General features: G+C 55.1%; 26 protein-coding genes. 6 read left to right on the top strand and 20 right to left on the bottom strand.

Features of this window, described 5'->3' with window-relative positions; genetic code table 11:
- Positions 1–9 precede the first annotated feature (9 nt).
- From phnK to phnF, 6 genes are read right to left on the bottom strand one after another with little or no spacing between them, the layout of a single operon-like run.
- Positions 10–768, bottom strand: coding sequence for a phosphonate C-P lyase system protein PhnK (gene phnK, locus LJN55_RS08710; protein WP_133842951.1), 759 nt, complete (start codon positions 766–768; stop codon positions 10–12).
- The gene (locus LJN55_RS08705; protein ID WP_133842949.1) at positions 765–1,607 is read right to left on the bottom strand and encodes an alpha-D-ribose 1-methylphosphonate 5-phosphate C-P-lyase PhnJ; all 843 of its coding nucleotides are present in this window, start codon (positions 1,605–1,607) and stop codon (positions 765–767) included. The genes phnK and LJN55_RS08705 overlap by 4 nt, the downstream gene beginning before the upstream one ends.
- Complete coding sequence (locus tag LJN55_RS08700; RefSeq protein ID WP_159337059.1) at positions 1,600–2,676, bottom strand: carbon-phosphorus lyase complex subunit PhnI; 1,077 nt, start codon at positions 2,674–2,676, stop codon at positions 1,600–1,602. Before LJN55_RS08700 ends, LJN55_RS08705 begins: the two co-directional genes overlap by 8 nt.
- Entirely contained in the window at positions 2,676–3,251 is a 576-nt protein-coding gene (gene phnH, locus LJN55_RS08695) for a phosphonate C-P lyase system protein PhnH (RefSeq protein ID WP_133842944.1), read from the bottom strand. Before phnH ends, LJN55_RS08700 begins: the two co-directional genes overlap by 1 nt.
- Positions 3,248–3,691, bottom strand: a complete 444-nt coding sequence (gene phnG, locus LJN55_RS08690; RefSeq protein WP_133842942.1) for a phosphonate C-P lyase system protein PhnG — start codon at positions 3,689–3,691, stop codon at positions 3,248–3,250. The genes phnH and phnG overlap by 4 nt, the downstream gene beginning before the upstream one ends.
- Positions 3,692–4,411 carry a phosphonate metabolism transcriptional regulator PhnF gene (gene phnF / locus LJN55_RS08685; RefSeq protein WP_133842940.1) on the bottom strand — a complete coding sequence of 240 codons (720 nt, stop codon included), beginning with the start codon at positions 4,409–4,411 and terminating at the stop codon, positions 3,692–3,694. It lies immediately after the preceding gene.
- Positions 4,412–4,536: 125 nt separating this feature from the next.
- On the opposite strand from phnF, the gene LJN55_RS08680 reads away from it, so the two are divergent.
- Positions 4,537–4,695 (top strand): hypothetical protein, encoded by a 159-nt coding sequence (locus tag LJN55_RS08680; protein ID WP_227536029.1) that lies wholly within the window; start codon positions 4,537–4,539, stop codon positions 4,693–4,695.
- Positions 4,696–4,732: 37 nt separating this feature from the next.
- Here the strand turns inward: LJN55_RS08680 and LJN55_RS08675 are convergent, their stop codons facing one another.
- A complete protein-coding gene (locus tag LJN55_RS08675) occupies positions 4,733–5,524 on the bottom strand; it encodes a glycosyltransferase (RefSeq protein WP_227536028.1) in 792 nt (263 codons plus the stop codon).
- 220 nt (positions 5,525–5,744) lie between these two features.
- Here LJN55_RS08675 and LJN55_RS08670 point away from each other — a divergent pair, with 220 nt between their 5' ends.
- Both LJN55_RS08670 and LJN55_RS08665 read left to right on the top strand, forming a co-directional pair.
- The gene (locus LJN55_RS08670; protein ID WP_159337060.1) at positions 5,745–6,413 is read left to right on the top strand and encodes a helix-turn-helix transcriptional regulator; all 669 of its coding nucleotides are present in this window, start codon (positions 5,745–5,747) and stop codon (positions 6,411–6,413) included.
- Between the two features lie 67 nt (positions 6,414–6,480).
- Positions 6,481–7,656, top strand: coding sequence for an MFS transporter (locus LJN55_RS08665; RefSeq protein ID WP_227536027.1), 1,176 nt, complete (start codon positions 6,481–6,483; stop codon positions 7,654–7,656).
- Between the two features lie 669 nt (positions 7,657–8,325).
- Here LJN55_RS08665 and pepT read toward each other — a convergent pair.
- On the bottom strand, positions 8,326–9,564 hold the full coding sequence (pepT, locus tag LJN55_RS08660; protein ID WP_227536026.1) for a peptidase T: 1,239 nt from the start codon (positions 9,562–9,564) through the stop codon (positions 8,326–8,328).
- 89 nt (positions 9,565–9,653) lie between these two features.
- On the bottom strand, positions 9,654–10,229 hold the full coding sequence (locus LJN55_RS08655; protein ID WP_133842932.1) for a helix-turn-helix domain-containing protein: 576 nt from the start codon (positions 10,227–10,229) through the stop codon (positions 9,654–9,656).
- Between the two features lie 91 nt (positions 10,230–10,320).
- On the opposite strand from LJN55_RS08655, the gene LJN55_RS08650 reads away from it, so the two are divergent.
- On the top strand, positions 10,321–11,493 hold the full coding sequence (locus LJN55_RS08650) for a benzoate/H(+) symporter BenE family transporter (protein ID WP_227536025.1): 1,173 nt from the start codon (positions 10,321–10,323) through the stop codon (positions 11,491–11,493).
- Here the strand turns inward: LJN55_RS08650 and cobB are convergent.
- The 4 genes from cobB to lolC all read right to left on the bottom strand — a co-directional run bounded on the left by cobB (position 11,443) and on the right by lolC (position 15,670).
- Complete coding sequence (cobB, locus tag LJN55_RS08645) at positions 11,443–12,351, bottom strand: Sir2 family NAD+-dependent deacetylase (RefSeq protein WP_227536364.1); 909 nt, start codon at positions 12,349–12,351, stop codon at positions 11,443–11,445. The two genes, LJN55_RS08650 and cobB, sit on opposite strands and share 51 nt — an antisense overlap.
- A 178-nt stretch (positions 12,352–12,529) precedes the next feature.
- Complete coding sequence (lolE, locus tag LJN55_RS08640; RefSeq protein ID WP_133842928.1) at positions 12,530–13,774, bottom strand: lipoprotein-releasing ABC transporter permease subunit LolE; 1,245 nt, start codon at positions 13,772–13,774, stop codon at positions 12,530–12,532.
- On the bottom strand, positions 13,774–14,478 hold the full coding sequence (gene lolD, locus LJN55_RS08635; RefSeq protein WP_133842926.1) for a lipoprotein-releasing ABC transporter ATP-binding protein LolD: 705 nt from the start codon (positions 14,476–14,478) through the stop codon (positions 13,774–13,776). Before lolD ends, lolE begins: the two co-directional genes overlap by 1 nt.
- The gene (gene lolC, locus LJN55_RS08630; RefSeq protein ID WP_133842924.1) at positions 14,471–15,670 is read right to left on the bottom strand and encodes a lipoprotein-releasing ABC transporter permease subunit LolC; all 1,200 of its coding nucleotides are present in this window, start codon (positions 15,668–15,670) and stop codon (positions 14,471–14,473) included. The genes lolD and lolC overlap by 8 nt, the downstream gene beginning before the upstream one ends.
- A 632-nt stretch (positions 15,671–16,302) precedes the next feature.
- Between lolC and LJN55_RS08625 the strand changes: the two genes are divergently transcribed.
- Positions 16,303–17,700: a GGDEF domain-containing protein gene (locus LJN55_RS08625; RefSeq protein ID WP_227536024.1), complete on the top strand. Its 1,398-nt coding sequence runs from the start codon at positions 16,303–16,305 to the stop codon at positions 17,698–17,700.
- A gap of 93 nt (positions 17,701–17,793) precedes the next feature.
- Here the strand turns inward: LJN55_RS08625 and LJN55_RS08620 are convergent, their stop codons facing one another.
- The 6 genes from LJN55_RS08620 to LJN55_RS08595 form a co-directional block, all read right to left on the bottom strand.
- Positions 17,794–18,057, bottom strand: coding sequence for a hypothetical protein (locus LJN55_RS08620; RefSeq protein ID WP_133842920.1), 264 nt, complete (start codon positions 18,055–18,057; stop codon positions 17,794–17,796).
- Positions 18,058–18,191: 134 nt separating this feature from the next.
- Positions 18,192–19,940 carry an amylovoran biosynthesis protein AmsF gene (locus tag LJN55_RS08615; RefSeq protein WP_227536023.1) on the bottom strand — a complete coding sequence of 583 codons (1,749 nt, stop codon included), beginning with the start codon at positions 19,938–19,940 and terminating at the stop codon, positions 18,192–18,194.
- 268 nt (positions 19,941–20,208) lie between these two features.
- Positions 20,209–20,511, bottom strand: a complete 303-nt coding sequence (locus LJN55_RS08610) for a hypothetical protein (protein WP_205945542.1) — start codon at positions 20,509–20,511, stop codon at positions 20,209–20,211.
- Positions 20,508–20,831: a DUF7940 domain-containing protein gene (locus LJN55_RS08605; RefSeq protein ID WP_227536363.1), complete on the bottom strand. Its 324-nt coding sequence runs from the start codon at positions 20,829–20,831 to the stop codon at positions 20,508–20,510. The genes LJN55_RS08610 and LJN55_RS08605 overlap by 4 nt, the downstream gene beginning before the upstream one ends.
- A gap of 20 nt (positions 20,832–20,851) precedes the next feature.
- Entirely contained in the window at positions 20,852–21,319 is a 468-nt protein-coding gene (locus LJN55_RS08600) for a glycoside hydrolase family protein (protein WP_133842914.1), read from the bottom strand.
- Positions 21,320–21,555: 236 nt separating this feature from the next.
- Positions 21,556–21,936, bottom strand: a complete 381-nt coding sequence (locus LJN55_RS08595; RefSeq protein ID WP_133842912.1) for an antiterminator Q family protein — start codon at positions 21,934–21,936, stop codon at positions 21,556–21,558.
- A gap of 541 nt (positions 21,937–22,477) precedes the next feature.
- On the opposite strand from LJN55_RS08595, the gene LJN55_RS08590 reads away from it, so the two are divergent.
- A complete protein-coding gene (locus LJN55_RS08590) occupies positions 22,478–23,047 on the top strand; it encodes a helix-turn-helix domain-containing protein (protein WP_227536022.1) in 570 nt (189 codons plus the stop codon).
- A 709-nt stretch (positions 23,048–23,756) separates the two neighbouring features.
- Here the strand turns inward: LJN55_RS08590 and LJN55_RS08585 are convergent.
- Positions 23,757–23,945, bottom strand: coding sequence for a hypothetical protein (locus LJN55_RS08585; protein ID WP_133842910.1), 189 nt, complete (start codon positions 23,943–23,945; stop codon positions 23,757–23,759).
- Positions 23,946–24,057 lie beyond the last annotated feature (112 nt).

The following is a 24,057-nucleotide window of genomic DNA, read 5'->3' as shown; positions in this document are numbered from 1 at the left end:
TAGGGGTATTTAAACAATGGATGAGACCAGCAGCTGGGTATACGGATGATGCGGATCATCCAGCACCCGGTCGGTCAGGCCACTCTCCACCACTTTCCCCTCTTTCATCACCAGCAGACGGTGTGCCAGCAGACGCGCCACACCGAGGTCGTGGGTGACAATCACCACCGCCAGATTCAAGTCGCGGACCAGGCTGCGCAGCAGATCCAATAGTCGCGCCTGCACCGACACATCCAGCCCGCCGGTGGGTTCATCCATAAACACCAGCGTCGGATGCGTCACCAGATTGCGGGCGATTTGCAGACGCTGCTGCATGCCGCCGGAGAACGTCCCCGGCAGGTCGTCGATGCGCGACAGCGGGATCTCCACATCCTGTAACCACTTCCCGGCGGTTTCGCGGATCTGCCCATAGTTACGCTGCCCGACCGCCATCAGGCGTTCACCGATATTGCCCCCGGCAGAAACCTGCGCCCGCAGGCCATCCATCGGATACTGATGTACCACGCCCCATTCGGTGCGCAGCAGACGGCGGCGTTCGCTTTCGCTCAGGGCATAGAGATCCTGGCCCTGATAAATAATCTCACCCTGCTGCGGTGCCAGCCGGGCCGAAATCGACTTCAGCAGCGTGGTTTTACCGGAACCCGATTCCCCGACAATTCCCAGTACTTCTCCCGGAAAGAGCTCAAAGGAGACGTCACTGAACCCTTTGCCCGGCGCATAGAGATGCGTTAACTGATTGACCGCCAGCAGCGGTGTTTCGCGCGTCATGATGGATTCTCTTGTTGCTGATGGCAGTAGTCGGTATCGGAGCAGACAAACAGGCGCGAACCCTGATCGTCCAGCACCACTTCATCCAGATAGCTGTCGCGTGAACCGCACAGCGCGCAGGGTTCATCCCACTGCTGTACGGTAAAAGGATGGTCGTCAAAATCGAGGCTTTCCACTTTGGTATAGGGCGGCAGCGCGTAGATACGCTTCTCGCGTCCTGCACCAAACAGCTGGAGCGCGGGCATCATATCCATCTTCGGGTTGTCGAATTTCGGGATCGGTGACGGGTCCATCACATAGCGATCGTTGACCTTGACCGGATAGGCATAGGTGGTGGCGATATGACCGTAACGGGCGATATCTTCATACAGTTTGACCTGCATGATGCCGTACTCCTCCAGCGCGTGCATGGTGCGGGTTTCCGTTTCACGTGGCTCGATAAAGCGCAACGGCTCCGGGATCGGCACCTGATAAATCAGGATCTGATCTTCCGTCAGCGGCGTTTCAGGAATGCGGTGACGCGTCTGGATCAGTGTGGCGTCAACGGTGCGTTCCGTGGTGGCGGCACCGCTGACGCGCTGGAAGAAGCGGCGGATAGAGACGGCGTTGGTGGTATCGTCAGCGCCCTGATCGATCACTTTCAGCACGTCATGTTCGCCAATCACGCTGGCGGTGAGCTGAATACCGCCAGTGCCCCAGCCATAGGGCATCGGCATCTCACGTCCGCCAAACGGCACCTGATAACCGGGGATCGCCACCGCTTTAAGGATGGCACGGCGGATCGTACGTTTACTCTGTTCATCCAGATAACCGGGGTTATAACCGCTTAGTTCAGTCACGCTGCTTCTCCTGGTATTCCGCCCGCAGGCGTTTCAGCAGTTCCAGTTCAGCCTGGAAATCGACGTAATGCGGGAGTTTCAGGTGAGAGACAAACCCCGCCGCTTCAACGTTATCCGCATGCGATAGCACAAACTCTTCGTCCTGCGCCGGGCTGGTAATGCGTTCGCCGTGTTCATCGGTTTGCAGCGCACGGTCCACCAGCGCCATCGCCATCGCTTTGCGTTCCGCACGACCAAAGACCAGCCCGTAGCCCCGGGTAAAGTGCGGCGCATCGTCCGCCGGGGTGGTGAAACCGTTCACCATTTCACACTCGGTCAGCATCACTTCGCCAATCTCCAGCGCAAAACCCAGCTCTTCCGGGATAATCTCAACAGTGACCGATCCGGTACGAATTTCCCCGGCAAAGGGATGGGTGCGCCCGTAACCGCGCTGCGTGGAGTAGCCCAGCGCCAGCAGAAACCCTTCGTCACCGCGTACCAGCTGTTGCAAACGCGCTGAACGCGGCATCGGATAAGATGGCGCATCGCGGGTGATATCCAGCGGCTCGCTGCCATCGTCCTCTTCGCGCAGCGCCAGCCCTTCGCGCGTCATCAGGTCAAACATATGCGGGCATTCTGCTGCCAGTGGCTGTTCCGCACGCGGTGTCACGGGCGCTTTGCCTTCGGCCAGCAGGGTGAAATCCAGCAGACGATGGGTGTAATCATAGGTTGGCCCCAGCAGCTGTCCGCCGGGCAGATCTTTGTAGACCGCAGAGATACGGCGCTCAACGCGCATCGCACCGCTGTCCAGCGGCAGGCTGTCGGCCAGCCGTGGCAGCGTGGTGCGGTAGGCACGCAGCAGAAAAATCGCTTCGACCAGGTCGCCACTCGCCTGCTTAATGGCCAGCGCCGCCAGCTCACGGTCGTGAATACCGCCTTCGGTCATCACGCGGTCAACGGCCAGGCCAAGCTGCTGGTCAATCTGTGTGCAGGTGAGTTCCGGCTGGTCATCCGCGCCACGGCGCAAACTCTCCTGAAGCTGATGGGCGGCGGCTATCGCCTTCTCGCCCCCTTTCACCGCGACATACATCAGCAGACCTCCACGTCAGTAGTGCGCGGCAGCGCCATCATGTTTTCACCACAGGTGAAGATCAGGTCAATGCCCTGCGGGAAGCGGTGGCGGCGATCGCGCAGGTAACTCAGCACGCTTTCTGGCAGCTGCGGAGCAATGGCGCGGCGCTCCTGCAAGCCCGGGCCGCGCAGGCGCAGTGTCAGGCCGCCGCTCAGGGCCGGTACGTCAATAATCAGCGTGCTGCTTTTCTCCGGTGACACATTATCGCCGGGGGAGAAACTGTCGATGCTGGTGCCGGATTTGGCATGCAGCAGGGCAAACGGGGCATCTGTGCTGTCGGTGATCGGTGCACCGGTGTGGAACCGCAGATTGCTGAGCAGGGCATCATCGCGCAGCGCTTCGTCAATCCACAGAGGCGTTTCGCGATCCACCAGCGTCATCATGACCGCCGTTGCGGCACAGGAGGCGTTGCCCCAGGCGGGCAGCGTCGGCAGCGATACCATCACGCCCGGTTCACTCATCGCCTTGAGAATACGGCGGAAGGCGCGCTGAGCATCAGCAACGGGATGGCTAAAACTGGCCAGTAAGGTCATGCGTTATCTCCGCGAACAAGGGTAAAGAAGTCGACCCGGCTGCTGGCCACTTCGCGCGAACGCAGCGCCAGCTGCTCTGCACGCAAGGCCGCCAGCGGTGCGATAATCTGCTGATATAAATGCGGTGAGCTGTCACCCTGCAACAGGGCATCAAGCAGCGCGCAGCGTTCGGCATGGACTTTGTCGCGCCCGAGAATGTAGCTGTATCCACAGAGTCCGTTGGCCAGGCGCACCACGGCGCGTGTCACGGTGGTATCCCCAAGAATAAAGCGACGACCGGTACCGCCCATTCGCGCCTGCAAACGGGTCAATCCGGTTTCCGGTGCGCGCAACAGTTGGTAGTCGGTGGGGAGATCGGCGGGGCAATGCGCCAGCAACTGTTGCGGCTGGCTATGAGCCAGCACGGAAAGCCAGTGCTGACGTGCCTTATGTGCTTCCATTTAGTGCTCCAGCGTCAGTTCAATCATATCGGCACGCGTCAGGCTGACGGAGTATTCCGCCATCCGGCCGTTGTCGGTACAGGTATTCAGGGTGCGTACGCACAGCAGCGGCGCATGCAGGGAAACTTCAAGCAGACCGCTCTCTTTCGCCTGCGCGCGGCGGGCGGTAATGCGTGTCTGTTTACGCGTCAGCCCGGTAGTCAGTTGCTGACGGAGAAAATCGTGCAGTGAGCCACTGCTGAACTGTTGCAAGTGCGGCCACCACGTCAGGTCGGGCAGATAATGGTTGATCACGCAGACCGGCACGCCGTTGACCCGGCGCAGGGTGCGCAGATGGATCACCGTGTCGCCTTCGTTGCAGGCCAGCGCGGCGGCCACTTCGGCATTGCAGGGGCGCAGCACCGCCAGCAGGCGTTCACTGGTGGGATGGCTTCCCTGTTCCATCAGGTTCTGACTGAAGCGTGCCTGGGCATGGAGCGGGTAGTTATAGGGCCGCATCAGCACCAGTATCCCCACCCCCTGACGGCGCTGTACCAGCCCTTTATCCACCAGTTCATCCACCGCGCGGCGCAGGGTATGGCGGTTGACGGCATAGTGCGCCGCCAGCTGTTTCTCTGACGGCAGGTACTCGCCACAGCGATAACGGCTGCGCAGTTCATCCTCCAGTTGCGCCGCAATGGCCTGATATAAAGTGGTCGGATGTCTGGATAAGTTGAGCATAAAAAATCTCCACAGAACAAAGCCGGTTAGCGGGGTTATTTGCGTTAAGGTCCCTGCTACTGATGGCAGTTACATTGAAGATGTTGTGTGACAGTGCGGTTAACGCCAGATGAAGGTTTTTAAACGTGTCTGAACCTGACAGCGGGAGCGTAACGCTGCTGACTGAGAAAACGGAACAGCCCGGAAAGCGTGGAGCGAAAGAGGGGGGAATGGCGGCTGGAAAGAAAACCTGGCTGTCATCAGGTAATGCCGCATGCAACATGCAGCATTCCTATCGGGTGTAATTGCTTACTGCGCTAAACTCATACCGATCTTACAACCTTACATAGCGGCATAGAGGGAAAACAGTAGTGGTCCAAAAATAATACCCACAGCAAATCCGATCAGTGAATATTTGACCTTTACCTTTTTTATTTTTTTCAGATGTCTTAATTCATTTTCAGTTAAGATGTGACTGTCCCAGCCGATATGTTTAACGGCACTTTTCGTCAAAATAGAAACATACATCCCTCTGGATAAGTAATGCGCTGATAACTCGCGCTCTCTTATATCCGAACTTTTTCCAGTATCGTATTGCCCAATGACCTCATAGTCTGATTTTCTTCTCAGACCGGGATTAAAACTAAAACCACCCCACACACCTTTATTGCACAATAATTTCGCATACTCTACATTATCAATGGTTTTTTTATTTTTCAGATAATGGTTGTCATAATGCACGCTGACATCATCAGTGAAGTCACGCAGATAGACTGACAATGTATTGCTGTCATTTTTCAGAATTTTTATGGAATCTTCAATAAAACCACTGCGATAAAACGACCAGTCATCCTCACAATGGAAGATATACTCTGTATCCACCAGTTTATAGGCTAGATCTACCGATTTAATCTGCCCAAGTTTAGGATTATTAACAATGACCTTGGTTTTTTCCAGCCAGTGTTCAGGGATAACCTCTGACACTTCATTCTTTCCAGAATCTTCAGTAATGATGACGGCCTTTATTGGATATGTATTAAACTTATCCAATGAATAAATTGTTTCTTTTAGTAAATCAAAACGACCACAACTTGTAATGACAATGGTCACATTACTTTGTTCATTAAAATTCATACATTTCCTTATCAAAATAAAACAAAAAAGCAGCATCAAGCAGTCTGAGTTGATTTACATGCATAGCAATTTACCATGACGATGGTGCATTAGCATCATATCTCCGTCTGTTCAGGCAGAATTTATCCCCACGCGAAAGCGCGTTGCTAGCGCCAGATAGCGGTTTCTAAAACGAGTGCAGGTGTGTCAGGATAGAGGGCAGATCACCAGAGGTAAAGAGATGGATAACGAAAGCGAGATCGTGCAGGCCGGGGCCGTATTGAGCCAGAAACTGGCAGAGCTGGGAGCGGTAGATTTTCTTTATCTGCGCCAGAACAAGCGTGCCCCGGAAGAGGCGCTGGTGCTTTCCAGTCATTCAGAGGAGTGGATCAGCGACTATCGCGATCGCCGCCGCTATCTGAAAGATCCGGTGGCGCTGGCCGCCCGGCAGCGCATCTCACCCTTTAACTGGCAGGATTGCACGCGCCCCAACGCCGGGCTATGCGATGCAGGCAGCCAGTGCCAGCGGGTGAAGGGATTTACCTTTGCGGTTCACGACGAGCAGCAACAGATGTCACTGCTGAGCGTGATACGCCGCCACGACAACCTGACGTTTTCCCACGACGTGATTTCCCGGCTGGCGGATTTGCAGATGCTGTTGATCCTGCTGCATGAAAAAACCCACCTGCGGCGCGAAAACAGCCCGGTGCTCTCGCCTCGTGAGCAGGAGGTGTTGCTGTGGAGCAGCCGGGGTAAAACCTACGGAGAGATCGCTATCATCCTGGGGATTCAGCTCAGTACCGTGAAGTTTCATATCGCCAATGCCACGCGGAAACTGGGCGTCAGTAATGGGAAACATGCGATTCGCCGGGCGCTTGAAATGAACTATCTGCCCTCCCCCCTCTACTAAAGGCTAGCTGGACGCAGCGGCCTCAGGCTCTACACTCGTATTCACTTATCTCTTTTCAGGAAACGTTATGTCGTCGTCTCCCTCCCGTCTTCCCGCTGCCGTGTATACGCTCGGCTTTGGTGTTTTTGCGCTGGTAACCAGTGAGTTTCAGGTTGCCGCACTGATGAATATTATGACCACCGACCTGCATATCACCCTGCCGATGACCGGCTATCTGATCACCGTGTATGCGCTGGCGATGGCGATTGGCGGCCCGCTGCTCGCCCTGTTGCTGCTGAAACACCCGCCGCGCCGCAGTCTGTTGATCCTGCTGACGCTGTTTATTGCCAGTCAGGCGCTGGGGGCGGTGGCGGGCAGCTATCTGCCGCTGGTGATTGCGCGCATTCTTACCGGTGCCGTGGCCGGGGCCTATATTGGCTGTGCGGTCAGTACCGGCGTGAAGCTGGTGCCCGAGCAGCAGATCCCGGCGGCGATTACCGTGGTGCTGGGTGGACTGATGATCGGTACGGTGATTGGCCTGCCGCTGGCCAGTTTTATCGGTAACCTGGCGGGCTGGCGCGTCAGCTTCTGGTCGGTGGTGGTGATTACGCTGCTGGCGCTGTGGCTGACGCACAAAACGTTGCCCTCCACGCTGGCTCCGGATGACATTAATCTGAAAGAAGAGCTGCGGGCGCTGAAAAATCCGACGCTGTGGCGTGCTTATTCCACCAGTCTGCTGATTATTGGCGCGACCTTTGCGGGCTTCAGCTACTTTACGCCGATCCTGAGTGCGCAAACCGGCTTTAGCAGCGGCCAGGTCACCGGGTTACTGCTGGTGTATGGCATGGCGACCGTGCTGGGGAATGCGGTTGTGGGGCGTCTGGCCGGGCGCTATGCGTTGCCGGTCATTGCCTGCGGTTTACTGGCGCTGGTGGGCTTTTTCGCCCTGTTTGCCAGCTTTATTCAGCTACCGTCGGTGGCGATAGCCTGCGTTGTCGGCGTGGGTCTGTTCGGGGTAACAATGAACCCGGCGATGGTGACCCGCGTGATGGGTGCGGCCGGTAATCGCCAGTTGGTGAATACGCTGCATACGTCGATGGTGACGTTCGGGCTGATGCTGGGATCGTTGCTGGGCGGGCTAAGTATTGAATATGGCTTCGGCCTGAGCGCCCCGCTGTGGATCGGCGCCGGGATGGCGCTGTGCGGGCTGTTAACGCTGCTGCCGGATGTCAAAACATCACAGCCTGAAACCTGTCGCGAGTGAGGTTACGTCAGAGACGACCGGAAAAAGGGTCGTACCCTGATGGCTTCCCAGTCATTTTTTGTCGCTGACAGTCTAACTTCAGGTCTGAGGCCAGTTTGAGCACGCCGGATCGGCAAAATCCGCATCCCTGCGGGCCTCGGCACGCGGCGTCCCTGCCGCGTGACGTCCGGCTTACCTCAAACTGGCCCCATCCCCGCTGAATGGTTGCTCGCTGTTAGTTTTAAAACCACCACAACATAACGATCTCTGCGGATGAATTTGAATCAGGATTTTGGGTTTAGACCCAGGTTTTGACGTTGAGGCGGCATTCAGCTGCGCTGAGGAAGCGCAGTGAACCAGGACGAACCGCCAGGACGGCGGTGAGAGGGAGAGCCGGTACAGGGATGTGCCGTCACGACCAGTCCGTCGGTGAACCGCGCTTGCGAAGGCATCCACGCAGTGGACGCAGCGCCTGCCGCAAAGCCCGGGTCCCCAGGGCGGCGGCGACTGGCCGCCCTGGGTCGCTCAGCCCACGAAGTGGGAAAGCGAAACGCCCTTGACGTTGACCTGTATCTTGACCTTGACCGTCGTGCATACCATCATCACGGGTCAAGTCCGCCACCAGAGGCAATGGCGGTCTTGTTTTGTGGGGATCGCTCAGGGATCGCACCCTGACGAATCCAATGCCCGTCAGCCTGCGGGTTTGGCCTGCTCTGCGGTGAGTGCAGCAATCCGGGTGATCACCCTTACTGCCTGCTCCATATTATCGAGCGAGGCAAATTCATGCCTGCCGTGATAGTTATACCCCCCGGTAAACAGATTCGGGCAAGGTAAACCCATAAACGACAGTTGCGCACCGTCCGTGCCGCCGCGAATCGGTTTCACATGCGGGGTGATGTCACAATCGCGCATCGCCTGAAGGGCCAGCTCGATACTTTGCGGGCACGCTTCAACCTGTTCACGCATATTGTAGTAACTGTCTTCAACCACCAGCTCAATCGCCGCAGGGGCAGGCAGCGTTTTCTCTAAACGGTGGGCAATAGCTGCCAGCCGTTGTTTACGCTCGTCAAAACCGCTACGGGCAAAATCGCGCACGATGTAGTGCAACTCGGCGCGGTCCACACTGCCTTTGATACTATGCAGATGGTAAAAACCTTCGTAACCGGACGTCTTTTCCGGCACCTGATCTTCCGGCACTTCACGATGGAAACGCATCGCCACATCCAGCGCATTGACCATCACGCCTTTTGCCGTTCCCGGATGGACGTTATTGCCAGTAATTTTTACCGTAACCGAAGCCGCATTGAAGTTTTCATATTCAAACTCCCCCATCCCCCCGCCATCGACGGTATAAGCCCAGTCGGCGGCAAAGGCGGCAACATCAAAGTGCTGGATACCCCGGCCAATTTCTTCATCGGGAGTAAAAGCAACGCGCACCTCGCCGTGCGCCACTTCTCCGGAGGTGAGATGGGCCAGCGCCGTCATAATCTCGGCAATTCCGGCTTTATCATCTGCGCCCAGCAGCGTTTTACCGTCCGTGGTGATCAGCGTATGCCCGGTCAGCTCATGCAGTACCGGAAACATCACCGGCGACAAAATTTCATCGCCAATTCCCAGGGCAATATCACCACCGCGATAATTCTCAATCACCTGCGGGTTAACATTTTTCGCAGTGAAATCTGGGGACGTATCCATATGGGAAATAAAACCGATGACCGGCGTCGGCCAGCTTACGTTTGACGGCAGCGTGGCCATCACAATACCGCGTGGGCTGCAGGACACATCGCTCAGTCCCAGCGCACGTAACTCATCACACAATCTTTGCGCCAGGCGAAGCTGCCCTTCAGTACTGGGAACCTGACGAACGTTACCTTTAGATTGCGTATCAAAAGACACATAGTTTAAGAAGCGATCAAGTAAGTTATTCATCTGTCTTCCCTTTGGATGCCAGTGCTTATTATGGATAGCGGAACAATGTTAAATATTGTTTCAGGTCAGTTTAGTACGCTGGCGCAGCATTAACGTTGCGGATAATGGATGAGATCATGAAAACGCACCGGCTCCGTGCCCGGATTGCGGTAAGCATGGGCGCAGTCAGCGTGAAAACGCACCCCATCCCCCGCGGAAAGGCGCTGCCACTGACCATCAACCTGTAACTCAAGCTCGCCCTCGATGACAATGACATGTTCGACCACACCGCGTTCATGGGCGTCGGATGCACTGGATGCCCCGGAGGCCAGCTCAATCACCAGCATTTCAAAATTCAGGGCGGCATCGAAAGGAAACAGCGGGAACACCTGCATCGTACTGTCAAAGGCAGTGTAGCCCTGCTGACGTTGGTGCCGTGCCGCACTGTCAACGGCTGGCGGATCGATAAAGGCAGAGAATGGCAAGTTAAAACCCGTTGCGATTTTCCACAGCGTTGCCACGGTCGGGCTGGATTCCGCGCGTTCGATTTGCCCAAGCATCGCTTTACTCACGCCCGTGGCATCCGCGGCCTGGGTCAGACTCCAGCCACGTGCGCTACGCTGGGTCTTCAGGGTTTGCGCCAGATGGTGTTGCAGACTGTCCACGTTGTGATCTCCTGTAAGCATGAAACGAGTATAACGCCTTGTGCGCTATAACGCACGATGCTACCTTGTACGTTATAACGCACATTGGTCTGCCTCTGCCAGGACACTCGCTATGCGCCCACCGCTTACATTAAGTCACCTGACGTTTCCTGCCATCGTCGCCGGATTTGTTGCCGTGCTCGTCGGCTACACCAGCTCTGCGGCGATTATTTTCCAGGCCGCAGCGGCCGCCGGGGCCACCGCGTCTCAAACGGGCGGCTGGCTGACCATGCTTGGGCTGGCGATGGGCCTCACCACGCTCGGCCTCTCACTGTGGTATCGCACGCCGGTACTCACCGCCTGGTCAACACCCGGCGCGGCATTGTTGGTGACCAGTCTGCCCGGCACATCACTCAATGAGGCCGTTGGCGTATTTGTCTTCGCCTCGGCGCTGATCTTTCTTTGCGGCATTACCGGACTGTTTGCCCGCCTGATGAATGCCATACCGCAGGCGATCTCTGCCGCGATGCTGGCAGGAATTTTACTGCGGTTTGGCGTGGATGCATTTGCCGCGATCCAGGTTAACTTCGCCCTGAGCGGCACCATGTGCCTGGTCTATCTGCTGTCACGCCGTCTGCTGCCGCGCTATGCCATTATTCTCACCTTGCTGGCCGGGTTAGGCGTGGCGGCACTCCAGGGCAATATTCATGCTACGCAGACGCAGAGCCTGGTGATGCCGGAATTTATCATGCCGCGCTTTACGCTTGAAACGCTGCTGGGCATTGGCGTACCGTTTTTTGTGGTCACGATGGCATCACAGAATGCACCCGGTATCGCCACCCTCAAAGCACACGGCTATACGCTTCCGGTGTCACCGCTGATCGCCTGGACCGGGCTGGTGGCACTACTGCTGGCCCCTTTCGGTGGCTTTACCGTGTGTATTGCCGCGATTACGGCCGCGATTTGCATGGGACCGGAGGTGCACAGCGATCCGCAGCGCCGTTACTGGGCCGCTGCCGCTGCCGGGGTGTTTTATTTACTGGCAGGGGTGTTTGGTGGGGCGATTAGCGGCCTGTTTACTGCGTTGCCGCTGGCACTGATCCACACGATTGCCGGGCTGGCACTGCTGGGCACCATCGCCGGGAGTCTGCAACGGGCATTAAGCGATGAGAAACAGCGAGATGCAGCGGTGATCACTTTTCTGATCACCGCCTCGGGCCTCACCCTGCTTGGCGTGGGTGCCGCGTTTTGGGGATTAGTCGGCGGAGTTATCGCCCACCTGGTCTTCTCGCTGGCCAAACGCTGAAGGCGCATCGGCACCGGTCAGCACCGGTACAGCGATGTTTTTCAGCAGGTCATGAACCCATTCCGGGACCACTTCGCTGGCCAGTCCGTACTCTTTTTCTTCAAACTCGCTGCCCACCTGGCTCGGTTCCAGGTTCAGCTCCACGGTATGAGCCCCCTGCAAACGCGCTTCATGGACGAAGCCTGCCGCCGGATAAACGTGCCCGGAGGTGCCAATCGCCACAAAATAATCGGCCTGCGCCAGCGCCTGGTAAATTTCATCCATCTGCAACGGCATTTCGCCAAACCACACCACGTGTGGGCGCAATACGGACGGGAACTGACAGCAATGACAGCGATCGTCGGGTTTCACATCATCCGTCCACTGCAGGATCTGACCACTGCCGGCGCAACGCACTTTTAACAGCTCACCGTGCATATGGATAACGTTACGGTTTCCGGCGCGCTCATGCAGGTTGTCGATATTCTGTGTCACCAGCAGAAAATGGTCACCCAGTGCGGCTTCCAGTTCGGCCAGTGCCAGATGCGCCGCATTAGGCTGGATATCATTCTGCTGCAGCTGACGCCTGCGGGCATTGTAGAAATCCTGCACCCGCTGAGGGTCGCGGGCAAAACCTTCCGGCGTGGCGACATCCTCCACTTTGTGCTCTTCCCACAGGCCATCGGCTGCGCGGAAAGTCCGGATGCCGGACTCAGCGGAAATCCCGGCCCCGGTCAGCACCACCACACGCGGCAGCGGATGACGGGCAATTTCGATATTGCGGTCACGTTCGAAAATGCGCTGACGAAAACGCTGGTGAACCTGGCGTCGGGTCTTCTTGTAGCGTGCCAGCCTGAGGCGGCGACGGGGTGTGCGCATCATCAAATCCTCTAATCCTTAATATGCAGGAATGGCGCACCGTACGGTGCGGAACCTGTCCCTGATAATAACGGGTGATTAACCCGGGTGCACTGAGAGTGTGCCGATAAACGTGATATCCACCCCAGGAAAATCCGCATCCTGAGAGTGAGAGACCGCCCTCAATGCCCTCGTGTTTTTACTGCCCACTCAGTACCCGTGCCGGATCGATACGGCTGGCCCGGCGCGCCGGATACCAGCTTGCCAGCAGACTGAGTAACAGCGACGTGACCAGGACAATCCCGACATCACGCCAGTGCAGCTCTGACGGCAGGAAATCAATAAAGTAGATATCCCCGGAAAGGAAATGGTAACCGGTCAGCGCTTCAATCCCATGAATGATCGGTGTCAGATTGAACGCAGCCAGCACCCCCACCACCACGCCGCTCACGCTGCCCACCAGTCCGGCAAGCAGGCCATACCAGACAAAGATAGCGCGGATCAGGCCGTCTTTCGCCCCCAGGGTGCGCAGTACGGCAATGTCGCTGCTTTTATCTTTCACCGCCATCACCAGGGTGGAGACGATATTGAAACAGGCCACGCCAATCACCAGCACCATCGCCAGATACATAATCGCGCGGATCATCTGGATATCACGGTACATATAACCGTAAGTGCCTACCCAACTGCGAATGTACACATACGCGTGGGTGACTTCGCCCGCCTGGCGGACAAGGCTGACCGCATTGAACGGATCAGTGGCTTTGATGGCGATGCCGGTAACACTGTCCCCCATGCCCAGCAACTGCTGCGCATCCGCTAACGGCACCAGCGCCAGACTGTGATCGAGCATCCCGCTTAACTTTAAGATACCGCTCACTTGCAGGCGCACGCGCTTGGGCTGCAACAGTTTGTGCCCGGCATCGCTGTTCGGGATCATAATCGTCAGCCAGTCGCCCTGTTTTACCTTCAGGCTGTTGGCGACGCCCTGCCCCAACAGGATCTGTTGCTTGCCCGCGCCAAAGTTCTGCCAGGCATCGCCCTGCACATAGGAGGGCAGCGCACTGAGGCGGCTCTCCTGCTGCGGGTCAACACCTTTCACCTGCACGGCCTGCAACTTGCTGCCGCTTTCAATCAGCCCGGTGAAATTAATGTAAGGTGCTGCCGCTGCAATACCTGGGATCTGTTCCATTTTCGGCACCAGCCCCTGCCAGCCAGTAAACGGCTGGTTGACCGGCTCAATTTCACCGTGTGGCACGACGGCCAGAATGCGGTTATTCAGTTCACGTTCAAAGCCATTCATCGCGCTTAGCCCGACGATCAGCACCGCCACGCCCAGGGCAATGCCGACCGTTGAGATCACGGAAATCAGCGAAACCATGCCTCCGCGCCGACGACCACGGCTGAAGCGCAGGCCGAGCAGAAGAGAGAGAGAACCCGCCATCAGAAGCTACCTGCCAGTTTGACCTGGTCACTGAGCTGCCCGTCGCGCATTTCCATCTGACGACGCATACGTTTCGCCAGATGCAGATCGTGGGTGACGACCAGAAAAGCCGTGCCCTGGCGTTGATTAAGCTCGTTGAGCAGGTCAAAGATGGCATCGGTGTTACGCGCATCGAGGTTACCGGTCGGTTCATCGGCCAGCACCAGGCGAGGGTTGTTGACCAGCGCACGCGCGATGGCTACACGCTGACGCTCACCACCGGACAACTCTGACGGACGGTGTGCAGCACGGTGATCCAGCCCGACGGCTTTCAGCATGTCGACCGCTCTCTGCTGAGCTTCGGCTTTGGCGGTCTGACCAATCAGTAGCGGCATCGCGACATTTTCCAGCGCACTGAAATCGGGCAGCAGATGGTGAAACTGATAGATAAAACCCAGTTCGCGGTTACGCAATTCGGCCTTAGCGACCGAGGACATGCTATTCAGCGACTTCCCGTCAAACACCACCTCCCCGGAGGTTGGCGTATCCAGCCCGCCCATCAGGTGCATCAGGGTACTTTTCCCCGAACCTGAGCTGCCAACAATCGCCATCATTTCACCCGGTTCTACGCTAAAGGTAACGTTGCGCAGGACATCGGTCTGCACGCTGCCTTCCTGATAGCGTTTGCACAGGTTGTCGCACTGCAACAGGATCTTGTTACTCATAACGTAAAGCCTCAGCGGGTTGAACGGCGGCCGCGCGCCAGGAAGGGTAAAGCGTTGACAACAGCGCCACGACAATCGCCGTCAGGGTAATGGTGGCAACCTGAGTCAGGGAAATTTCAACCGGTAAGGCGGCGCCATCAAGGAAGGCACCAATCACCGGCATCAGGTTATTTAACTGGCTGGCGAGCAGCACGCCGAGCAGTGCGCCGAGTAACGCACCGACAATACCGGCCGTTGCACCCTGCACCATAAACACCGCCACAATCTGACGGCGTTTCAGCCCCTGCGTTTGCAGGATTGCGACTTCACCCTGCTTCTCCATAATCAGCAAGCCCAGCGAGGTGACAATATTGAATGCAGCGACGGCGACAATCAGGCTGAGCAGCAGGCCCATCATGTTTTTTTCCATCTTCACTGCCTGGAACAGTTCGCCTTTGCGCTCACGCCAGTCTTTCCACACCAGCCCTTTCGGCAGGGTTTGCTGGCTGACGCTATCCACCTGTAACGGTTTGTCCAGCCATAAACGCCAGCCCGTGATATTCCCGGCCGGGTAACGCATCAGACGCGAGGCATCCTGCTGGTTGACCAGAATCTGATAACCGTCGACATCGCTGTTCGAGGCAAAGGTGCCAATAATAGTAAACAGACGCTGACTGGGAATACGCCCCATCGGGGTGAACTGGCTGGCTGAAGGCACCATCAGACGCACTTGATCGCCACGTTTTACGCCAAGCTGCCCTGCCAGTTGTTCACCGATGATCACATTGTACTTGCCTGATTCCAGCTGCTGCTGGCGTACGCTCACCAGATACGGCGTTAACGGATCGGCTTCATCGGGATTAATGCCCAGCATCACGCCAACGCCAACGCTGCGCGCACTCTGCATCACCACTTCCCCGGTCGTCAGCGAGGTGACGCGACTGACCCCGGAGAGGTGCAGGCTACTGGCGGGCAGTTGTTGCGGATTGATCGACCCGGTGTCGCTGGTGATCAACGCTTGCGGCATCAGGCCAAGGGTATTTTTTTCCAGCTCGTGCTCAAGGCCGTTCATCACCGACAGCACGGTAACCAGCGCCATCACACCCAGCGTAATGCCGATAGCGGAAAGCCAGGAAACAAACCGCCCGAAGCGATCTGAACCACGCCCGCGCATGTAGCGCAGGCCTATAAATAAGGCGACAGGTTGATACATGACATCCGTCTTTCTTATGGCAGTAAACAATTGGGGAGGATAATAAAGGTTAGCACTGCGTTATGGAACCACTAAGCCCCTGAGTCCGCACATTGTTTTGTCAATGGCTGAAACACTTTTCCCCCTCCTGCCTCGCGTTACGGTCCATCACCCCCCGCCGCAAACCGCCTTTCTGGCGTGGTCCTCAAGTCCATTCATTACCCTTATTTCAGCGGGCTGGCCTCCCTGCGGATAGCGCAACACTCAGGATAGTCAGTTTCTTTTATGATTTAGCTCAGTGAGTTAGCATCACCAGGATTTTTCCCAAACCGCCTGACTGTGTATTTTTTTATTCGATCGCTGCTGGGTTTTGCGCTATATGTGGCATCACATAACGGCGCTGGCCGGGAAACAGATTAAAAATACTTAACTGATTGAGTAGCGCAAGTGATAGTCAGATCGTGCTTGCGCCATTCTGCTAATAGCAATACCAGGAATAGTCTTAAGGAATTGCTTTCATCCGGGTTGTCACGTATGTTGTGGGCGCGTCATTTCGCGCCAATCCCCTGATGTCGATCTGTTATCTACCTGCAGCCAGCCAGTAAACTCGACCGTCTCGAGAGTGACCCGTTTTAACCGTCCTGAGCCTAACGATGCCAAATTATAAATATAACCTCAACAGGGCCATCATCTTATTTGCCCTTGCCATGCTGCTATCCACAATCGGCCTGGAATCGCGCAATTTAGCCTCACTGTCACTGTTCTGGCCGGGTAACGCCATTCTTCTGGGGCTGCTGATCCGCTTCCCATCACTGGACAAACCCAGCACCCTGGTCGTGCTCTATTTCGGTATGCTCAGTGCCGATATCCTTTATGGTACCCAGGTGAGGATTGCCGTCGGTCTGGATATCGCTAATATTCTTTTTATCGCCACCGCCCGCTGGGTGTTGCTGAATAACCCTTTTTTCACGCGCGGACATCCCCGCCGCTTGCAGGCGCTGTTGCATGTGTTTCCTGCTTCACTGCTGGGTGCCGCAGCCTGTGCGCTGGTCGGCGCCATCGTCAGCGAGCGCTACTTCGAAGATGAGCTGTTTAAAGCCTGGTTCTCCTGGTTCTCCGAACAGATGTCGACATCGATTCTGCTATTACCGTTGGTGATCAGCCTGCCGAGACGCGATGAACTGGTACATCTGGTTACTGCCCTGCGCGACAGCAGCGTGCTACCGATACTGGCGCTGGTGCTCACCACGGTAACCGGCATTTGGGTCGGCGGCGGCGGCAGTTTACTGTTCCCATTACCGGCGTTGTTGTGGTGTGCGATCAGCTATCCGCTGTTTATTACCTGTTTCCTGACGCTGTTTACCGGTATTAGCGAAATTATTCTGGTTGCGGGAAACGTGCTGAATATTCAGGGCAAAGACGACCTGTTCCGTATTGACAGTTTGTCATCCGCGCGCCTGGGCGTGGCAGCGATGTTGATCAGCCCACTGATTGTGGCACTGAGTACCGCCTCAAACCGTAAACTGGTGGCGCGGATTACCAAGCGTGCCGACTATGATTTCCTGACCGGCGCGCTGACACGCAGCGGTCTCGCCTCCAAACTGGAAACACTGGTCACCCCGCGTAACCGCCCACAGGGCTTTTTTGGTGCGGTATTTGTCATTGATATCGACCGCTTCAAGAACATTAATGATACCTACGGCCATGCCAGCGGCGATTATGTGCTGGCAAAAACGGTGGAGTGTATTCGTCAGGGATTGCCCGCGTCAGCGCTGGTGTGCAGGATGGGGGGCGAGGAATTTCTGGTATTAATAGAAGGGATTTCACAGCCGCGCGCTTTTCTGTTAGCCAACCGTCTGCGTCACAGTATTGAAGAGAACCCGATCCTGCTTGACGGCAACGATCTCAGCGTGACGGCCAGCATCGGTATCAGCGCGCTCAATATCAATAACGTCAACAGTCTGGACGAATCGATTACCAAAGCCGATGAGCAGCTCTATATCGCCAAGAGCAGCGGTAGAAATCAGGTCCGTCCGGAATTTATCTTGTAACTACGGGTTTGGCGAGGGCTGGTGCGGCCAGACGTGATGCTGTCAGACCAGATGAGAATAAAGGGCCGACCTGAAAAGGCCGGCTTTTTTGCATTATGCTTCGTTTTCGATGCGGTTCGCTTCGATTTCAAAATCCTGGATGGTGGTATCCAGCTCATCCAGCAGGCTACCTTGCTGAGTCAGTAACTGATTAATTTTCTCTGCAAAGCCTGTGTCTTTGTGCTCCCCCTGATCGAACGCCAGCCACTGTGTTGACAGCGTTTCAGTATTACTCTGAGCATAATGGCGCATTTCTTTTAGCTGCGAAGTCACGTCACGTAAGTGGTCAGTCTGCGTTTTGCTTTCGTTATCACTCATGGATATTTCCTTTCATCGTTAAAAGAAGCCTACCCTTTTTGTGACCGGACGAGGTGGAGAAAGTTCATAACCATTTTTTAACAGCCGCGAAAACGACAAAAAAAGGCCGGATTTCCCCGGCCTTAAGCTGTTGATTAATAATACGCAATTTTTCTGTCGGTCCCATTGACGTTCACAGTGATATAACCGGCAACCGTGCTGGTGGCAGGCGCTGTTGCGATCGCTGTCGCCACCGTCAGCACGCCTTTTTCATTCGCCCCCACGCCCGCCAGCCCGTTATGCAGGCTCATACGTGCCGCCGGAGAGACGGTGCCTATCGTCGTGGCATCCGTGACTTCACTCAGGTCCGGCGTAAACAGCGAGCACTCACCGGATTCAAAGCGCGTCGGTCCGGTGGATTTCAGGTTGAACATAGTATCGCCACTGGCCGCTTTCAGTTTGACCCAAATCTCCGATGTGGTCACGCCGATGCGGTTGAACTTGATATCCAGCACCGCAGGAGAACCATGATGCCGGATATCGCCGTAAATCGCGGTGGCGCAGCGAGAAATGGCCAGATAACTGGTGCCGGATGACATGGCACCGATCGGGCTTCCCGCCGTCCCGGTCACAGCATCGTTCGTCGACTTACCGATCATCTCAATAATCCATTGCTGGTTATCTTTTGGCATAAAGACTTTACCCAGCTTGTACCATTTGTCGCTGGTAGAGATGTTGGTAATTTTATAGCCGCTGTACCAGCCCGCGCGCATAGTGCCGGTCATCTGTGTACCGAAGCTTTCATCCCGACGCCAGCCGGATTCATAGCCGGACAACCAGCGCCCGGCGGCGGCGTTCAGGCTGACCGCGCCGCCGGATTGCAGATTGAGCTGGCGGATCTGCACGCGGGCATTATCCATATTCAGCGGATTGGCGCAGTCCTCCAGACTCAGGGCATCCACCAGCCACTGCCCGTTATTGAAATCCCCCGGGAAGCGGGTGTGCTCAATCCAGACGTTGCGTATCAGCCCCTGGCCAACGCGCGGCATCATTAGCGTGGCGTCACCATAGCCGCTCTGGAAGTTAGCATTCGACAACTCAATGGCCGTGGAGTGGTCCCATACGCCCTTCACCGTATCAGACCAGCCGACGTCAAAGACGCGCCCATAGGTATTGATCGAGTAGATCTGGTCGAACTTGGTATCCAGCGTATCCAGAAGCTTGACCGCCGTCCCCCCCGAATTCTGTACCCGGAAACAGGTGATCAGCACCGTCTGGCCTGCCACCATAATATTTTCAAAGAAGGGCTGCTGGTTGGTACACATCTCAGCGCTGATCGCTCCCTTATTGGCGGTGATATCCGCCGAGGCCTGACCGTTCCAGCAAATACCTTTAATCGCCGTGCGCCGTGCGTTCACTTTGAACACCGGGCTGGTGGATTTATCGGAAACAATGGTGGTACGCGGCATTCCCCCCTGGGGGTTGTCGTCACCATAGAGATAAAAGAACGGGATTTCGCTGGCGGAGAGATCAATCGGGTTGATCAGAAACTTACCGCCCGGGAAACGAACGCCAAGATCCTTGCTGCTGGTATTCACATTCTGTGCCCAGTTCAGCATCAGCTTAAAGGCACCGCTGTCGTCGGTGATACCGTCACCTTTGCCGCCAAAGTGATAGATATTCAGCTCGTCCTGGCTGTTCACCACCCGTTTCCAGAAAAATCCTGTTCCGACGGCATAGGTGCCACTGTCATCCACCGGCAGCGCCGTTGTCACGAAACCAGCAAAAGTACCACCACCACGAAAGGTGGAGTCTTTATCGTAATAACGTTTTAACAGCGCAATTTCGCCTGATTTTGATGGCGCGGTGGTGCGTAATTCAGCAAAAGAGTTAACTTCAATCATAATAACCTCCGGGCAGCGCACAGATGTCAGCCGCCTTATTCAGGATTAATAAATGGGGTTGAGTGGGATACAATAAATAACAAACTGCGTAACACCTCCTAAATAAAATAATAAAGGCGAGGCTTACTTGTTTTTACTTGCACACAATGATACCCAGAGATCGTTATGGGCATTTATTTGCCTGACCGTTCTGATATCCATTAACTGTGCATCCTGACCGTGCGTGTAAATAGGTGAAAAGAGGGTGCAGGAAGAGTCAGTAATTAACTCACTGGCTATCGTCGGAGTTGAATTGTGACTGCTGCAACTTGCGACGAGCGTCAGTATCATCAAGCACAGCATTGGCCGTTTGTACACGTTTTGCCTCCTCACTGTTATCTGCCTGTTTTTTTGCCACAACGGCAATCTGCGCGGCACTTTTCTGCGCCTCGGCGACCTGGGCTTTCGCTCGCTGCTGGCTTTTGCCCACCTGCTTACCGCCGAACCAGACGGCGAAAAAGGCCCCAACCACGGCAACGATCGCCAGCAGGCCATGCCAGCTACTGCTGAGTAGTGAAAGCAGCGCACTCATACCTTGCCTCCATTCAACGTATCACGCTGTTTACTGAGGTTTTTCTGTTTTATAAACTGCGCCATCACTGCCATTGCCACCATAAAAGCGCCCGTCATCCCCAGGAAATTGTGTGGCAGATAGGACTTAACATCCTCTGGTAGCGAACTCCATGCCGTTAGCGCAGCATCGGGAAAAGACTGCACCCATGCGGTCAGTGCCGACCCCCCTGACGCCAGCCAGACAGACCAGGTTTTAAACAACAGGCGCGCATGATTGACTACCGCCACCCGCCCATAATGGACTAACAGCCAGATTGCCAGTGACGTCACAGCCACCAGCGAAACAAACAGGGTAAATTTCACAGGACCTCCTGATATTGCGTATAGGTTCCGCTGCGCATCACGTCAGCATGGCGCTGGGCGCGTGTCGGAGTTTGTCGTGCCCAGAGGCTGGCCAGCATCGCTTCCGCTGCGCCGCTGAAATTCCCCGCAGCAATCAGCAACAGGGTGTTTTTGAACGCTGACAGCCCGTCAACACCCAGCTGGTAGGCCATGCTGTACAACACATCGGCGCGCGGCGTGTTGCACTGCCGCAGCGCAGCCAGAATCGAAGGACGACGGTTAATATCCTTCATCTGGCTGTTTAGCATCTCTTGTAACCAGACTTCGGCGACCGTTCGCGGCAGGCTGAAAATATAATTATCGAGCGCCGCACCTTTGGGTCCGATCTTAATTCCGCACCCTACCGTCGGATATCCCTCCGTATCCCGGTAAGGTTTCTCCTGGTATCCTTCTTCATACATTAAAATCTGAATGACTTTACTCATAGTTCACCTCACTGACAGGCAATAAAAAAAGGCTGCTTTGCCAGCCTTGTTCATCACGTCGAACAATAAAATGGCGAGTTTTTTCACAAAAGAGAAATAACAGTGACGCTTAAGAATGTTATTTAAAGGTGGATAGTGATAGTTTGAGACAGAATTTGCGTACGCAATAAATTTTCCTGATTTTTTTAATATTCTTTTTTCAATTGCGTTGTTGAGTGATTTTACCCGGAAGTGTCCTATTCGAGTTTGCAAAGCGAATCACATTCCAGTTCACACTCCAGTGCGGTGAGAACACCAGAAACAAATCCCTCAGCCGTCTGAATCTGCTTACGGATAGTCCCGTCAGCACAGCGACGACGACGGGCAATCGAACGGAGTGAAATTTGATAGAGGTAATGTGCCACGAGGATAGTGTGCTGTTCTTTATTCACGCTCATCAGCCGGCTAATACAGCCGTCGAGTATCAGGCCGTCGTTATCACTGCAAGTCAGTCGCTGATGACCACGATCGCTGACCAGGCCTCTGAAGCCCGCCGCGACAGAAGAGTAGCCCAGCCCGTGTCCACTGGCCGCCGCCCAACCGCCCCATCGTTCTAATAGTATTTTGATATCTCGCATAGCCTGCTCCTTTATCACATGCAGGGTTGTCCGACAGCCCCGATTTATGCCAGGTGTCGGCCTGCAACGGTGAGTGTCAAAACAGTGTTTTGCCCAGGTCGGCACGATCTCCCGATAGTGTGACGATGCTGGCAAAGACACCAGGACGGGTGGCCATTACGCCACCGTGAAGATGAGACCAGCGATTAGGCTGGACGACCGGGTTGGTAAAGAGCGGTAAAAAATATCCTGCAATAAGGGGAAATCCGACGATATCGGTGCAACACTATCCTGCAACGTCACGTTAATACTGGACCTGTTCCCGAACCGCCGGATGTGGCCGTTAGCACCACATAGAACCCGACATGCTTTCCTGACTGGTAACAAAAAAAACGCTTTTGAATGCCATTCGCTCACCATATCGATACTTAAAGGTATAGATAAAAGACAATAAATAGCAAAGGCTATTATAAAAAATAATAGCAAAGCGTGTTTGACGAAAAATACGCATCGCTATAAATTCTGGTATATGAAACCGAATACACTCGCCTGGCGGCTGAACATGGCTATGACCATGATGGGAATGACACAGGGTGCTTTGGCAAAAGCATCGGGCGTATCACAGCCAACGATTTGGCGGCTGACGAAGGGTGAAGCAGAGGGATCGCGTAAGCTGGTCGACATTGCCAGAGCACTGGATATCAACGTGGAGTGGCTGGCAAATGGCGCGGGAGAGATGCGCGGAGCGGCAACAATGAGCCCCACAGACAAAGTGAAAAGCGGCACTACTGTGCCGCTCTGGGATGCCAGCGGAAAAACCACTGAACTGGTCGCTGTCCCCACCGGCGTTAAGGCTAAAAAGAGCTGGCGGGCCTATATTCTTGACCGCAACAGCGGTTGCGTGGAAGCCACCGCTGGCAGCGTTGTGATCATTGACGTCGATGTACCAGTTGAATCTGGAGATCTCGTCATGGCTGAGATGAATTCACGCGTCTCTGTGTACCGTTATCTGGAAGGGCCCTCGAATGGTTTTTTAACCGTTGATGACCCACGCCTGCCCGCGGTCGAGCTGGCGGGAGAAGTCCGCTTAATCGGTGTGGCTATTTTCCTTATCCGCGATTTAAGACGATAATCACTCACCTCCTGCTCCGGCAGGATGATCTCCTCGTAGTGACCGCCAGACACCCTGAACAACACAGAAACCATCAGTATTTCCTCGCGGTAAACCATCATCCCTCTCACATCATGGGCATGACAGTGTTCATCTATCGATATAACTGAATAGGTTAGTAAAATTTTTCAGATCTTTGCCATTAAACTGCCAATTAATCCAAATTAAATATTAAAAATCAGTTATTTCAAATAAATACGCTGATAGCAAAGGTTATTTAACTCATAACATTTGATATTGATAATAACTATAGCTATCGTTTTTATAGGCGCGATTCATCAGCTGCGCTTACGAGGGTTTTTACCGCACATGGCAAGGGGAATCAGAGAACGGGTTCCTGCACCGGAGGTCTTTATGACTACGATATTTTGGAAAACGGCAGCACCATTCGGTACCTGTCGTAGCCGCTATAAGGCGCGACGTGCGGCTGCCATCGCTGCGCGTCAGCGCGAAAAAAAATTGATACGCAAAATTGGTCATCTGCTGGGTCAGGAAGAGTGTGCGAGGTTAAGTCTGACTATGCGCAGTACATTTGCCGTCGGACATCATTGCCCGCATTGTGCTTTACCTGGCCCAGGCAACCATTCAGGCTGCTCATTTTGCTCTGCGTTTGTTCAGTCGGTACCGGACAGATAAAAAAAAAGGCCGCACACTGGCGGCCTGTTTGTTTTTAGCGATCGGTATCGCTTTCGTCATCCTCACTGAGTAAGGACTTAATAAAGGTTCGCTGCGCGGGTGTTAACACCCAACCTTCCAGATCCACTGCAATCGGATGAGCACAATCCGTGCTGTCCGGTGGAGGGTCCGCAGGAATTTCCGCCTGAACATCGGCGGGTGGGTTATGACTGTCTTTATCCATAAGTTCTGATGAAGGAACCTCAGTAAGCAAGCGCACCATCCAGATCGCGTCAAATCGACGCACCGGGCCTTGTACGTTCTCTTCCTTACTTCCTCCAGCCTCCTTTTAACGA

The sequence above is a fragment of the Erwinia rhapontici genome (assembly GCF_020683125.1).
GTDB classification, from domain to species: domain Bacteria; phylum Pseudomonadota; class Gammaproteobacteria; order Enterobacterales; family Enterobacteriaceae; genus Erwinia; species Erwinia rhapontici.
This window is presented reverse-complemented; position numbering and strand designations above follow the sequence as displayed.

What these genes read in the sequence shown, in the direction of transcription:
- LJN55_RS08700 (WP_159337059.1), bottom strand. Translation starts at nt 2,676, where the DNA reads ATGTATGTCGCGGTGAAAGGGGGCGAGAAGGCGATAGCCGCCGCCCAT.
- LJN55_RS08675 (WP_227536028.1), bottom strand. Translation starts at nt 5,524, where the DNA reads ATGAATTTTAATGAACAAAGTAATGTGACCATTGTCATTACAAGTTGT.
- LJN55_RS08665 (WP_227536027.1), top strand. Translation starts at nt 6,481, where the DNA reads ATGTCGTCGTCTCCCTCCCGTCTTCCCGCTGCCGTGTATACGCTCGGC.
- LJN55_RS08670 (WP_159337060.1), top strand. Translation starts at nt 5,745, where the DNA reads ATGGATAACGAAAGCGAGATCGTGCAGGCCGGGGCCGTATTGAGCCAG.
- LJN55_RS08655 (WP_133842932.1), bottom strand. Translation starts at nt 10,229, where the DNA reads ATGCTTACAGGAGATCACAACGTGGACAGTCTGCAACACCATCTGGCG.
- LJN55_RS08585 (WP_133842910.1), bottom strand. Translation starts at nt 23,945, where the DNA reads ATGGATAAAGACAGTCATAACCCACCCGCCGATGTTCAGGCGGAAATT.
- phnK (WP_133842951.1), bottom strand. Translation starts at nt 768, where the DNA reads ATGACGCGCGAAACACCGCTGCTGGCGGTCAATCAGTTAACGCATCTC.
- phnG (WP_133842942.1), bottom strand. Translation starts at nt 3,691, where the DNA reads ATGGAAGCACATAAGGCACGTCAGCACTGGCTTTCCGTGCTGGCTCAT.
- lolD (WP_133842926.1), bottom strand. Translation starts at nt 14,478, where the DNA reads ATGAGTAACAAGATCCTGTTGCAGTGCGACAACCTGTGCAAACGCTAT.
- cobB (WP_227536364.1), bottom strand. Translation starts at nt 12,351, where the DNA reads ATGCGCACACCCCGTCGCCGCCTCAGGCTGGCACGCTACAAGAAGACC.
- LJN55_RS08650 (WP_227536025.1), top strand. Translation starts at nt 10,321, where the DNA reads ATGCGCCCACCGCTTACATTAAGTCACCTGACGTTTCCTGCCATCGTC.
- LJN55_RS08625 (WP_227536024.1), top strand. Translation starts at nt 16,303, where the DNA reads ATGCCAAATTATAAATATAACCTCAACAGGGCCATCATCTTATTTGCC.
- LJN55_RS08615 (WP_227536023.1), bottom strand. Translation starts at nt 19,940, where the DNA reads ATGATTGAAGTTAACTCTTTTGCTGAATTACGCACCACCGCGCCATCA.
- lolE (WP_133842928.1), bottom strand. Translation starts at nt 13,774, where the DNA reads ATGGCGGGTTCTCTCTCTCTTCTGCTCGGCCTGCGCTTCAGCCGTGGT.
- pepT (WP_227536026.1), bottom strand. Translation starts at nt 9,564, where the DNA reads ATGAATAACTTACTTGATCGCTTCTTAAACTATGTGTCTTTTGATACG.
- LJN55_RS08595 (WP_133842912.1), bottom strand. Translation starts at nt 21,936, where the DNA reads ATGCGAGATATCAAAATACTATTAGAACGATGGGGCGGTTGGGCGGCG.
- phnF (WP_133842940.1), bottom strand. Translation starts at nt 4,411, where the DNA reads ATGCTCAACTTATCCAGACATCCGACCACTTTATATCAGGCCATTGCG.
- LJN55_RS08590 (WP_227536022.1), top strand. Translation starts at nt 22,478, where the DNA reads ATGGCTATGACCATGATGGGAATGACACAGGGTGCTTTGGCAAAAGCA.
- LJN55_RS08600 (WP_133842914.1), bottom strand. Translation starts at nt 21,319, where the DNA reads ATGAGTAAAGTCATTCAGATTTTAATGTATGAAGAAGGATACCAGGAG.
- LJN55_RS08610 (WP_205945542.1), bottom strand. Translation starts at nt 20,511, where the DNA reads ATGAGTGCGCTGCTTTCACTACTCAGCAGTAGCTGGCATGGCCTGCTG.
- lolC (WP_133842924.1), bottom strand. Translation starts at nt 15,670, where the DNA reads ATGTATCAACCTGTCGCCTTATTTATAGGCCTGCGCTACATGCGCGGG.
- phnH (WP_133842944.1), bottom strand. Translation starts at nt 3,251, where the DNA reads ATGACCTTACTGGCCAGTTTTAGCCATCCCGTTGCTGATGCTCAGCGC.
- LJN55_RS08620 (WP_133842920.1), bottom strand. Translation starts at nt 18,057, where the DNA reads ATGAGTGATAACGAAAGCAAAACGCAGACTGACCACTTACGTGACGTG.